Below are 12167 nucleotides of genomic sequence, written 5' to 3' on the forward strand. Positions count from 1 at the left end.
CCGTCGCCGGATGACGCAGCGATTCGGATGTGGTCTATTGCCGAGGGGAGGCGCCATCCGCATCGCAGCGGTTCGGAAGGGCCGAGAAAAGGGGGAGGCAACCATGCTGCAGGAACGGCGGCGCGCGCTGCTCGTGTTCAATGGGATCGCTCTGATCGCCACGGCGCTGGTGGCGGGGTGGATCTATTTCTTTTTCCTGCTGGGGGCCATCGATCTCTGGCCCATCATCACCGATGTACCGGTGCACATCGGCGGCGACCGGCGCGCATGGAACATGGCGCATCTTGAAGGGCTGACCAACGGCACGCTGCTCATCGCCATCGGTGCAGGCGGTCACTATATCCGCCTGAGCGAGCGGGCGCAGGCGTGGCTGTTCTGGTCGTCGCTCACGTTCGGCTGGCTGTTCACCCTGCCCGCCATCGCCAACGCGGTGTTCGGCACGCGCGGGCTCGAATTCGGTCGCGGCCCCTTTCCGGGCAACGTGACGATCAACAACATCATCTTCCTGTGCGGCTGGCCACCGATCACGGCGGTGCATATCGCCATCGGTCTGGCGCTATGGGGGTGCTGGCAGCATTACCGGCATTTGGGAGAGTGAGGGGACAAGGGCCAGGACCTACTAATCGCGCCTTCGAGGTTTGAGGCAAAATGGCTCAGATTGGTCAGCCGGAGGCCATCGCTAGCTAAATCCCTATGGGACGCTGGAATGGCTTCCATCTCAGGCAGGGACTGGCTTCGAAAGGCAACCAGCCTTCCCTGCGCAAGTATCCGCCCGATATGTGCGCCATTCCAGCGCCTCGACGGCGCGATTAGTAGGTCCTGACCCAATGCCCCTGCCCAAATCGGGAGTGGCCGCAGCCGCGCACCCTCCCCATGGTCGGCCATCACCACAAACACAGAAGGAACGCGCAATGGATCTCGGGCTCAAGGACAGGAAGGCCATTCTGGTCGGCGCCAATGGCGGGATCGGGCGGCAGGTGGCGCTCGCGCTGGCGGCTGAAGGATGCCACGTTGCGGTATGCGGGCGCACGCAGGTCAAGGTCGACAAGATCGTGGGTGAACTCGCCCCAAGCGGCGTGACGGTCTATGCCGAGGCGCTCAACGTGACCGATCCGGAGGCGGTTCCGGCGTTTGTCGACAAGGCGGCCGCAGCGCTCGGCGGCTGCGACATCTTCATCAGCTTCACCTCGGCCAATCTCGGCGAAGACAGCGATGCCGGCTGGGACGCGGTGATGCAGGCCGATATCCTCCCCATGCGCCGCGGCGTCGCAGCGGCGAAGCCCTGGCTGCTCAAGTCCGATGCCGGTTCGATCATCTGCATGAGCTCGACCGGCGCGGTCGAGGAATTCATGGGCGTGCAGCCCTACAACGCGCTCAAGGCGGCGGTCATGGTCTATGCGTCAGACCTCTCGCAGGCGCTGGCTGGCGAGGGCATCCGCGTCAACTGCATCACGCCCGGCCCGATCATGACCGAGGATGGTCCCTGGGCCTACATCAAGGAAAAGATGACGCCCTTCTATGATGCGACTTTGGCCAAGATCCCGATCGGCCGGATGGCAACGGGCGAGGAATTGGCACGGGCGATCGTGTTCGTTGCATCGCCGGCCTGCCTCGCGATGACGGGCGCGAACATCGTCGTCGATGGCGGCTATACCAAGCGCGTCCAGTTCTGAACGGCACCCCCCTCTCCCGCCGGGGGAGGGGGCTTTCCCGGCTCAGCGGATCGGGCAATCCGGCGAGAGGCGCATGTCGAGATAGTTGTCCACCGCACGCATCATGTCATCGAGTTCGTTCTCGAAGAAGTGGTTGGCGCGGGGGATCTCGTCGTGGTGGATGGTGATGTGCTTCTGCGTGCGCAGCTTGTCGACCAGCTTCTGCACCGCGTTCGGCGTCACCACCGTATCGGCAGCACCCTGCACGATGATGCCCGAGGCGGGGCAGGGGGCGAGGAAGCTGAAATCGTACATGTTGGCGGGCGGCGCGACCGAGATGAAGCCGCGGATCTCCGGGCGGCGCATCAGGAGCTGCATGCCGATCAGCGCGCCGAACGAGTAGCCCGCGATCCACGTCGTGCTCGCCTCGGGGTGGATCGACTGCACCCAATCGAGCGCGGCGGCGGCATCGGACAGTTCGCCGATACCGTTGTCGAACGAGCCCTGGCTGCGGCCGACGCCGCGGAAGTTGAAGCGCAGCACGGCAAAGCCGCGCGCCACGAAGGTCTTGTACATAGCCTGCGTGATGCGGTCGTTCATCGTGCCCCCGGCCTGCGGGTGCGGATGAAGGATCATCGCGACGGGCGCGCGCGGACGCGAGGCGGGCTGGAAGCGGCCTTCGAGGCGACCATCGGGACCGGGGAAGATGACTGCGGGCATGGACTGTCCTGATCTGCCCACCCTGTCGTGGGGGCCGTTGGGCCGCGCGGCACGCCGGGGCTGGGAAAAGCGAGAAGCCGCTATATAGAAATGGTTGCCTCAAAAGCAATCATTCCCGCCTGCCTACGGATCTGCGCCACCGATGCCCGCCATCTACCTCGATCATGCCGCCACCACGCCGCTGCTGCCCGCAGCGCGCGAGGCGATGCTCGAGGGCTTCGCGATCTGGGCAAACCCCTCCAGCCCGCACAAGGCAGGCCGCGCCGCCCGGGCGGCGCTGGAGGACGCGCGGGAGCGGGTGAAAGCGGCGCTCGGCTGGCAGGGCGAGGTGATCTTCACGAGCGGGGCGAGCGAGGCACTGGCGATTGCGATGACGCGCTGCGTTCAGCCGCTCGCGGCGGTTTCGGCGGTTGAGCACGAGGCGGTGCTGCGCTGGGCAGGAGACGTTGCGCGGCTGCAAGTCGATGGTGCGGGGCGCGCGCGTCTCGAGGGCAAGCTCGCCGGACTGGTCGCGGTTCAGCAGGTCAATAATGAGACTGGTTTGATCCAGCCCCTGGACGCGGTGATCGGCGCTGTCCGCGCGGCAGGCGGACTGCTGCTCGCCGATTGCGCACAAGCGGCGGGCAAGATCGCGCTGCCCCCAGCAGACCTGATTGCCATCAGCGCGCACAAGTTCGGCGGCCCCATCGGCGTGGGCGCGCTGCTGGTGCGCGATTGGGCGATGCTGAAGCCCACCGGCGGGCAGGAGCGGGGCTACCGTGGCGGCACCGAAAATCTGGCCGGCGCGCTGGCCATGGCCGCAGCGCTGGAGGCGGGGAGCGACTGGCTGGGGGAGGCGGCGCGGCTGCGATTGCGGCTGGACGAAGCGATCGTCGCGGCAGGCGGTGAGGTGGTCGCGCAGGATGCCCCGCGGCTCGCGACGATTGCCGGGTACCGGATGCCGGGCCGCTCGGCCAATGCGCAGCTCATTCGCTTCGACGGCATGGGGATCGCAGTTTCGGCTGGCAGCGCATGTTCTTCGGGTTCGCTCAAGGCCAGCCCGGTGCTCACGGCAATGGATTATCCCAACGCCGGCGAGGTGATCCGCGTTTCGATAGGGCGTGAGACGACCGAGGCGGACGTTGATGCCTTCCTGGCAGCTTGGCGGGAGATCAGGGGATGATCGACCAAGCCCATATCTATCTGGATTACCAGGCCACCACCCCGCTCGCCCCCGAAGCGCGCGAGGCGATGCTGCGCTGGCTCGGCGAGGACGGCTTTGCCAATCCGCACAGCCCGCACCGGCCCGGCCGCGCGGCGGCTGCTGCGGTAGAAGTGGCGCGTGAACAGGTGGCCGCGCTGTTTCCCCCCGGCGGCCGCGTGATCTTCACTTCGGGCGCGACCGAGGCGCTCAATCTCGCCATCCTTGGCTGCAGGGCGCAGCGGCTGACGGTCTCGGCGGTTGAACATGCAGCGGTGCTTGATACCGCACGTTTCGCCGATCCAGATTGCACGGTGCTGCCGGTGAGCAGCGCCGGGTTGGTGGACGCCGCCGCGCCTGTTCCGCCAGGCACGGAGCTTGTCGCGGTCATGCAGGTCAACAACGAGATCGGGACCATTCAACCGGTCGAGGCACTGGCCGATGCAGCACATGCGGCGGGTGCGTTGTTCCTCTGCGATGCGGTGCAGGCGGCGGGCAAATTCGCACCGCCAACGAATGCCGACATGATCGCGATTTCCGCGCACAAGCTCTACGGACCCAAGGGCATTGGCGCGCTGTGGGTGCGCGATGGCGTTGCCCTCACTCCGCTGATCCACGGCGGCGGGCAGGAGCAGGGCCTGCGCTCGGGCACGCTCTCCCCGGCGCTCTGCGCCGGGTTCGGTGCGGCGGCAGCCCTGTGCACAAGTCTGCGGGAAAGCGATGCACAGCATGTGGAAAGCCTGTGGCAGCAGGCCCGCGCGCTGTTTGCCGGCTGGACGCTTAACGGCGATGCGGAGCGGCGCTGGCACGGCAATCTCAACATCCGCCGCGATGGGCTCGATGTGGGGCGACTGATGTCGGATTGCCGCACCCTCGCGTTTTCTGCAGGTTCAGCCTGCGCCAGCGGCTCGGGCCGGCCCAGCCATGTCTTGCGCGCGCTCGGACTTTCGGACAGGGAAGCAAAAACCGCGATCCGGATCGGCTTCGGGCGCTATACGAGGGCAGAGGATCTTGAACGGGCCGCAGCCGCGATCAACGCGGCCTCAAGCGCGCAGGGAGCCCTATAAGCCATGGTCAAGGTCACCTTCATCACCGCGCAGGACCAGCGGATCAACGCCGAAGCGGCGGTCGGCATGCGTCTGCTTGAAGTGGGCCAGAACGCCGGGATGCCGCTCGAGGGCACCTGCGAGGGGCAGATGGCCTGCTCGACCTGCCATGTCGTCGTCGCCGCCGAATGGTTTGGCAAGCTTGCCCCCGCCAGCGAGGACGAGGAAGACATGCTCGATCTCGCCGCCGGGGTAACGCGCACCAGCCGTCTTTCCTGCCAGATCGTGCTGACCGAGGCGCTCGACGGACTCGAGGTACGCGTGCCGGAAGAAGCGCGGGATATGCAGGGCCGCTGAGCCGCGCTAGGGGAATACCCGTAGGGCCGCGTGAGAGGCCGCAACCGGGAGTGATCGTTGCCGCACCGCGCCTTGCACCGCATGCTTTGCGCGTTGTTTGCCGCGATGGCCTGCGTGGCAGCCAGCCCAGCCCACGCCCAGCTCCGTGCGCTGCAGAACCCCTCGTTCGAATCCAATGATCCCGCGGGCCCGGGTGCGCCCAATTTCGAGATCCTGCCCATCGCCTCGGTCTTGGGGTGGAGTTCCACCACCGGCGAGATCGAGCTGTGGGACACCAATTTCAACAGCGTGCCGGCCTATGCGGGCGTGGTCTTTGCCGAAATGAACGCCAACCAGCCGGGCACGCTGTTCCAGAACATCTGCCTGATCAACGGCGAACCGGTCGGCTGGACGTTTGCGCACCGCGCACGTCCGGGCGGCCTTGCGACGCAAACGGTGCGCTTTCAGGTGGCATCGAGCACCGGCACCGTTATCCAGACGCTGACGACGCAGGCTTCGACGACGGCCAACCAGGTGTGGAACGTCAACACCGGCAGCGCGACCTACAGCGGCACGTCGGGCATGCAGCGCGTGCAGTTCACCACCAGCGATGCAGGCTCGTTCGGCAATTTCCTCGATGCGATCCAGCTCTCGTTGCGGCCCTTCGTCCAGATCTCTGCGGCGAACAGCACCGGCGCGGAAAGCGTGGCGAGCGCAGGCATGGCGACACTGCTGGTCACCGGTTCCACCACCAGCGCGATCAATGTCATCGTCAACATCACCGGCGGGACGGCGACGCGGGGAACGGACTATACCACCCCCGGCAATGCCGCGACCTTCACGGTGACGATCCCCGCGGGCACCTACTACAACAGCCCGATCCCGCTCGGCATCGCGGTGGTGGACGACACGGCGGTGGAAGCAACCGAGACAATCAATTTCTCGATCAGCGCGGGCACCGGCTACACCATGGCCAACACCACGACTTGCGGCGCGTCATCAGTCACCTCAGGCACCTACACCATAACCGACAACGACAGCCGCGTGACCCTGCGCAAGCAGTGGGCCGATGCGACGGTGGGCGACGATGCCGATGTCACGATTTCGCGCGCCAGTACGGTAATCGGCACGCTCACCTCGGATGCGGGCGCAGCCGGCGAACTCGATACCAGCACCACCCCCACGCCGGTCGTTCTGGGCGAGACAGTCACGCTGGGCGAGACGCTCGCGCCCACCAATGTGAGCCGCTATCTCGGGACGGTTGCCTGCACCGGGGCGGCGGATACCAACCTCGCGGACGGCCTCACCATCGGTGCGGCCGAGACCTCGATCGTCTGCACCTATACCAACACGCGGGTGCCGGCGCTGGCCGTGACGAAAACCTCCGCGGTGATTTCGGACGGGGTCAATGCCAGCAACCCCAAGGCGATTCCCGGCGCGGCGCTGCGCTATTGCATCCTCGTCACCAATCCCGGGACGCTTTCTGCAGCCAATGTGGCGGCGACCGACCTGCTGCCCGCCGGGATCACCTACAGCGCAGGAACTGCCCGCAGCGGCGCGACCTGCACCACCGCTGGCACGGTTGAGGACGACGACGCTACTGGCCCTGACGAGACCGATCCCTACGGCGTCGCCTTTCTCGCCGGCACGCTGACCGCCTCGGCCACCACGCTGGCACCGGGGGCAAGCTTTGCGATCACGTTCGACGCCACGTTGAACTGAGCGCTCAGCCCTTGCGCGCCATCCTCCGCATCGCCTGCGGTGGCTGGCCAAACGCGCGGAGGAAGGCGCGGCGCATGCGTTCGGGATCATGGAAGCCAAGGCCGGCAGCGATCGCTTCGATCGGGGCAGTGCTGTTCTCCACGCGTTCGCGGGCGACTTCGAGCCGCAGCCGCTCAACCGCCCTGGCCGGGCTGAGGCCCATTTCGCGGGTAAAGGCGCGCGAGAAGTTGCGCGGGCTCATCGCAGCCTGTGCAGCCAGCACTTCGACCGTCAGCCGCTCGCCGAGGTGGGCGCGAATCCAGCCAAGCAGGGACGCGAAGGGCCCCGCCTCACCGCCGAGATCTGCCAGCGCGGAAAACTGTGACTGCCCGCCTGGACGGCGGTAGTAGACGACCATTTCCTGCGCTGTGGCGCGCGCGGTCGCCTCTCCCAGATCCTCGGCAATCAGCGCGAGCGCGAGGTCGATGCCTGCGGTGATCCCGGCGGACGTCCAGACCGGGCCATCACGCACATGGATGCGGTCGGGCTCGACGAGGACCTTGGGAAACATGCGCGCCAGCTGCGGCGCGCGGCGCCAGTGCGTGGTGGCGCGGCGCCCGTCGAGCAGACCCGCGCCCGCCAGCACCAGCGCGCCCGAACAGACGCTGCACAAGCGGCGCACCGCGCCGGCGGCGCCGCGCAAATAGGCCAGCGTTTCCCCGTCACGCATCGCGCGGCGGCTGCCATCGCCGCCCATCACCATCAGCGTATCGAGCTTGCCTGCTTCTGCGGCGCTGCCCGCCGCCACGGTTTCGATCACCACCCCGGCGGAGCTGCGCACCGGTCCGCCGACGGCCGAGAGCAGGACCAGCCGATACGGCCTGCGCGCGATCCGGCCCGCCACTTCAAAGCTGGTGATCGGGCCTGAGGCATCGAGCAACTGGAAGTCATCGAAAAGGTAGAGGCCGATCGTGCTTGGCATGGCGCAAAATGAGGGATCATTGTCATTTTGTCAAAGAGCGGATTGCGGGATAGTGCTGCGAGAGACAAGGCAGGAGCCCATGATGACCCAAGCGCCGTTTCGCATCGTGTTCGCCGTGTTCGAGGACATGACCCATCTCGATTTTACCGGCCCGCACCAGTTCCTCTCCCGCATGCCGGGGAGCGAGACGCTGGTGGCAAGCCGCGATGGCGGCGATGTCGCGGCGTCGGGGCTGGTGTTTGGCCGCACGCTGCGGCTCGCCGATATCGAGCGCTGCGATCTGATCTGCGTGCCCGGCGGCTTCCCGGCCACAAAGATGGGGCTGGACCGCGCGTTCATTGCCGAAGTGCGGCGGCTGGGGCTCGGCGCGCGCTATGTCACCTCGGTGTGCAACGGATCGCTGATCCTTGGCGCGGCGGGTCTGCTGCAGGGCAAGCGTGCGGCCTGCCACTGGGGCTGGCGCCATCTGCTGCCGATCTACGGCGCGACACCCGATGCGCGGCGCGTGGTGCGCGATGGCAACGTGATCACCGGCGGCGGCGTCACTGCAGGCATCGACTTCGCGCTGACGGTCCTCGCCGAGATCGGCGGGCCCGAGCTGGCGCAATCGATGCAGCTCGGTCTCGAATACGCACCCGCGCCGCCATTCGACGCAGGCACGCCCGAAACCGCGCCGCCAGCGATCCTGGCAACCTATCAGGAGCGCCTTGCCGGGATGATGCCCGGCTTCGAGGCCGAAGCGCGCGAGGCGGCGGCCCTGATTGACGCGGGCTAGGCTGCAGGGCCGCGCCTTCAGAGTTCCTGGGTCTCGCCTTCCTCGGCGTCTTCGTCATCGTCGTCCGCCTCATCCTCCTCGTCGGCGGCTTCAAGCGCCTCGATCAGCGCCTGGGTGAAGGCGGGGATGTCGTCCGGCTTGCGACTGGTGATGAGATTGCCATCGACCGCAACTTCCTCGTCGACCACATCCGCACCCGCATTTTCGAGATCGGTATGGAGCGAGGGCCAGCCGGTGACGGTGCGGCCATGGACAAGATCGGCTTCGATCAGCAGCCACGGCGCGTGGCAGATCGCCGCAATCGGCTTGCTGTCGGCATCGAAGTTCTCGATCAGTTCGATCACCCGGTCGTCCATACGCAGCACATCGGGGTTCATCTGCCCGCCCGGCAGTAGCAGCGCGTCGAATTCGTCGGCGGAAACTTCCTCGATATCCTTGTCGACGGTGACGGAGAGGCCCCACTCCCCGTGGTTCCAGCCGCGGATCTTGCCGGGCGTGGGGCTGGCGAGCGTGGTCTTGATGCCTGCAGCTTCGAGGAGCCTCCGGGGTTCTATGAGTTCGGACTGCTCGAAACCGTCGGTCGCGATGATGAGGACGCGCTTGGCCATGGGATATGCTTTCTGTCGGAGGCGGATCTGACAGGGTAATGATCGGGGGATGCCGGGGTTCCGGGCTGTTCCTGAAGCGGAGCGCGCTTGCTATGGGTCCGCCAGCATGACCAAGACCACCACCGACGCCGAACCCGATCCTTTCGACGCCATCGTCGATGCGCCTTTCGATGCCGCGCTGTCCGAGCGCTACCTCGTCTATGCGCTCTCGACGATCACCGCGCGCTCGCTGCCCGATCTGCGCGACGGGCTGAAGCCGGTCCACCGCCGTCTGCTCTGGGCGATGCAGCAATTGAAACTCGATCCCGCAGGGGCGTTCAAGAAGTCCGCGCGCGTGGTGGGCGATGTCATCGGCAAGTATCACCCCCACGGCGATGCCTCGGTCTATGATGCGATGGTCCGCCTCGCGCAGGATTTTGCGCTGCGCTACCCGCTGGTCGAGGGGCAGGGCAATTTCGGCAATATCGATGGCGATAATGCTGCTGCCTACCGCTACACCGAAGCGCGGCTGACGCGCACGGCGATGCGGCTCATGGCGGGGCTGGAGGAAGGCACCGTCACCTTCCACCCGACTTACAACGGCGAGGAGGAAGAACCCGAAATCTTCCCCGGCCTGTTCCCCAATCTCCTCGCCAACGGCTCCAGCGGTATCGCCGTCGGCATGGCGACCAATATCCCGAGCCACAACGTGGCCGAGATCGTCGACGCCACGCTCATGCTGATCGACAATCCGGCGGCCACCCATGCCGAGCTGATGGACGTGTTCCACGGCCCCGATTTCCCGACCGGCGGGCTCGTGGTGGACAGCAAGGCAGCGATCAGTGCCGCCTATGAAAGCGGCAAGGGCGCGATCCGCGTGCGCGGGCGCTTTTCCACCGGGCGGCAGGACGATGGCACGTGGGAAGAGACGGGGATCGAGAAGCTCGGCGGCGGCCAGTGGCAGCTCGTGCTCTCCGAAATCCCCTACCAGGTGCAGAAGGGCAAGCTGATCGAGCAGATCGCTGCGCTCATCGCCGACAAGAAGCTGCCCATCCTCGAGGACGTGCGCGACGAGAGCGACGCCCAGATTCGTATCGTGCTCGTGCCCAAGAGCCGCAATGTCGATCCGGACCTTCTCAAGGAATCGCTGTTTCGCCTGACCGATCTCGAAGTGCGCTTCGGGCTCAACCTCAACGTGCTCGATGCGCGCCGCACGCCCGGCGTGCTGGGGCTGAAGCTGCTTTTGCAGGAATGGGTGATCGCGCAGATCGATATCCTGCTGCGCCGCTCGCGCCACCGGCTTGAGAAGATCGCCAACCGGCTGGAACTGCTGGGCGGCTACATCATCGCCTACCTCAACCTCGACCGGGTGATCGAGATCATCCGCACCGAGGACGAGCCCAAGCCGATCATGATGGCCGAGTTCGAGCTGACCGACCGGCAGGCCGAGGCGATCCTCAACATGCGGCTGCGCTCTTTGCGCAAGCTTGAGGAAATGGAACTGCGCAAGGAGCGCGACGCCCTGATCGCCGAGCAGACCGAACTGCAGGCGCTGCTCGATGATCCGAAGCTCCAGAAGAAGCGCCTCAAGAACGACCTCAAGGCGCTGCGCAAGGAATACGCCGAGACGACCCCGCTCGGCGCGCGCCGCACCACGCTGCTGGAAGCTGCGCCGACGCGCGAATTCAGCATGGACGCAATGATCGAGAAGGAGCCGGTGACGGTGATCCTTTCGGCACGCGGCTGGATTCGCGCGGCCAAGGGGCACCTGCCGCTCGACAGCGATTTCAAGTTCAAGGAAGGCGATGGCCCGGCATTCGCACTCCACTGCCAGACCACCGACAAGCTGCTTTTCGCGATCGACAACGGGCGGTTCTATACGCTCGGCGCAGACAAGCTACCCGGCGCGCGCGGGTTTGGTGAGCCGGTGCGCACCATGCTCGATATCGATCCCGAAGCGCAGATCGTCGCGCTGGTGACGCACAAGGCCAAGGGCCAACTGCTGCTCGCCGCCAACACCGGGCGCGGGTTCGCGGCGGAGATGGACGAGCTGCTGGCCGAAACCCGCAAGGGCCGCGGCGTCGTCACCACCAAGCCCGGCGTGAAGCTGACGGTGGTGCGCGAGATTGCAGCCGAGCACGATCACGTCGCGGTGGTGGGCGAGAACCGCAAGCTGGTGATCTTCCCGCTCAGCGAAGTGCCGGTGCTCGCCAAGGGGCAGGGCGTCACCCTCCAGCGTTACAAGGATGGCGGGCTTGCGGACGCCATCACGCTCACTTTTGCGGATGGCCTTTCGTGGGCAATGGGCGGAGAAAGCGGGCGCACGCGCACCGAGAAGGACCTTCTGCCGTGGAAGGTCGCGCGCGGCGCGGCGGGGCGTTTGCCGCCGACGGGCTTTCCTAGGGACAACAGGTTCGGATGATGGGCAATAGACTGGCAGGACGTATCGCGCTGATCACGGGCGCTTCCTCGGGGCTCGGCGAACATTTCGTGCGGCTCTATGCGAGCGAGGGCGCTGCCGTGGTTTTCGGCGCAAGGCGCGTGGAGCGGGTGCAGGCGCTGGCGGACGAAATCAACGCGGGCGGCGGGAAGGCGCTGGCGGTGGCGATGGACGTGACCGACGAAGCCTCGATCATCGCGGCCTTCGATGCGGCGGAAGCCCAGATCGGCGTGCCCGATGTGGTCGTTGCCAATGCCGGGATCGTGGTGCCCGGCCGCGCCGTTGATGTGTCAGCCGAAGGCATCCGCAGCGTCGTCGATACCAATTTCACCGGCGTGTATCTCACCGCCCGCGAAGGCGCCCGCCGGATGATCAAGGCGGGCTCCAAGCAAAGCGAGAAGGGCCGGGTGATCCTGATCGGCTCGATCACCTCGCACATGACCGGGCAGGGAGATGCCTCCTACGCCTCCACCAAGCTCGCCGTGCAGCACCTCGGCCGCCAGTTCGCGCAGGAATGGGCGCGGCTGGGGATCAGCGTGAACACGATCCAGCCCGGCTACATCAGCACCGAAATCGCCGGCGACTGGTTCGATACCGAAGGCGGCAAGGCGCAGATCAACACCTGGCCCCGCCGCCGCCTGACCGATATCACCGCGCTCGACGAACCGATGGTGTTCTTCGCCAGCGACGCCTCGCGGCAGGTAACTGGCTCGCACATCACCGTGGATGACGGGCAGAGCCTCTAAAC

General features: G+C 66.4%; 12 protein-coding genes. 9 read left to right on the forward strand and 3 right to left on the reverse strand.

Annotation, left to right across the window (positions count from 1 at the left end; all coding sequences use genetic code 11):
* Positions 1–10 precede the first annotated feature (10 nt).
* Positions 11–598, forward strand: a complete 588-nt coding sequence (locus tag Q0082_RS08435) for a hypothetical protein (protein WP_298191497.1) — start codon at positions 11–13, stop codon at positions 596–598.
* Between the two features lie 313 nt (positions 599–911).
* Complete coding sequence (locus Q0082_RS08440) at positions 912–1673, forward strand: SDR family oxidoreductase (protein WP_298191499.1); 762 nt, start codon at positions 912–914, stop codon at positions 1671–1673.
* 42 nt (positions 1674–1715) lie between these two features.
* Here the strand turns inward: Q0082_RS08440 and Q0082_RS08445 are convergent, their stop codons facing one another.
* Positions 1716–2372 carry an alpha/beta hydrolase gene (locus Q0082_RS08445; RefSeq protein ID WP_298171912.1) on the reverse strand — a complete coding sequence of 219 codons (657 nt, stop codon included), beginning with the start codon at positions 2370–2372 and terminating at the stop codon, positions 1716–1718.
* Positions 2373–2514: 142 nt separating this feature from the next.
* On the opposite strand from Q0082_RS08445, the gene Q0082_RS08450 reads away from it, so the two are divergent.
* The 4 genes from Q0082_RS08450 (at position 2515) to Q0082_RS08465 (ending at position 6656) form a co-directional block, all read left to right on the forward strand.
* Positions 2515–3534: an aminotransferase class V-fold PLP-dependent enzyme gene (locus Q0082_RS08450; RefSeq protein ID WP_298191501.1), complete on the forward strand. Its 1020-nt coding sequence runs from the start codon at positions 2515–2517 to the stop codon at positions 3532–3534.
* A complete protein-coding gene (locus Q0082_RS08455; protein WP_298191503.1) occupies positions 3531–4619 on the forward strand; it encodes a cysteine desulfurase family protein in 1089 nt (362 codons plus the stop codon). Before Q0082_RS08450 ends, Q0082_RS08455 begins: the two co-directional genes overlap by 4 nt.
* A gap of 3 nt (positions 4620–4622) precedes the next feature.
* Positions 4623–4955: a 2Fe-2S iron-sulfur cluster-binding protein gene (locus Q0082_RS08460; protein ID WP_298191504.1), complete on the forward strand. Its 333-nt coding sequence runs from the start codon at positions 4623–4625 to the stop codon at positions 4953–4955.
* Between the two features lie 114 nt (positions 4956–5069).
* Positions 5070–6656, forward strand: coding sequence for a hypothetical protein (locus tag Q0082_RS08465; RefSeq protein WP_298191506.1), 1587 nt, complete (start codon positions 5070–5072; stop codon positions 6654–6656).
* Between the two features lie 4 nt (positions 6657–6660).
* On the opposite strand, the gene Q0082_RS08470 is transcribed toward Q0082_RS08465, so the two are convergent.
* On the reverse strand, positions 6661–7617 hold the full coding sequence (locus Q0082_RS08470) for a GlxA family transcriptional regulator (protein ID WP_298191508.1): 957 nt from the start codon (positions 7615–7617) through the stop codon (positions 6661–6663).
* Between the two features lie 79 nt (positions 7618–7696).
* On the opposite strand from Q0082_RS08470, the gene Q0082_RS08475 reads away from it, so the two are divergent.
* Positions 7697–8392 carry a DJ-1/PfpI family protein gene (locus tag Q0082_RS08475; protein ID WP_298191510.1) on the forward strand — a complete coding sequence of 232 codons (696 nt, stop codon included), beginning with the start codon at positions 7697–7699 and terminating at the stop codon, positions 8390–8392.
* Between the two features lie 17 nt (positions 8393–8409).
* On the opposite strand, the gene Q0082_RS08480 is transcribed toward Q0082_RS08475, so the two are convergent.
* Complete coding sequence (locus tag Q0082_RS08480; protein ID WP_298191512.1) at positions 8410–9000, reverse strand: type 1 glutamine amidotransferase domain-containing protein; 591 nt, start codon at positions 8998–9000, stop codon at positions 8410–8412.
* Positions 9001–9106: 106 nt separating this feature from the next.
* On the opposite strand from Q0082_RS08480, the gene parC reads away from it, so the two are divergent.
* Together parC and Q0082_RS08490 are read left to right on the forward strand one after the other, a co-directional pair.
* Positions 9107–11401, forward strand: a complete 2295-nt coding sequence (parC, locus tag Q0082_RS08485) for a DNA topoisomerase IV subunit A (protein WP_298191514.1) — start codon at positions 9107–9109, stop codon at positions 11399–11401.
* Positions 11398–12165: an SDR family NAD(P)-dependent oxidoreductase gene (locus tag Q0082_RS08490; RefSeq protein WP_366522537.1), complete on the forward strand. Its 768-nt coding sequence runs from the start codon at positions 11398–11400 to the stop codon at positions 12163–12165. Before parC ends, Q0082_RS08490 begins: the two co-directional genes overlap by 4 nt.
* The last annotated feature ends 2 nt before the right edge of the window (positions 12166–12167 follow it).

It is taken from the genome of Novosphingobium sp., assembly GCF_027489515.1.
Taxonomy (GTDB): domain Bacteria; phylum Pseudomonadota; class Alphaproteobacteria; order Sphingomonadales; family Sphingomonadaceae; genus Novosphingobium.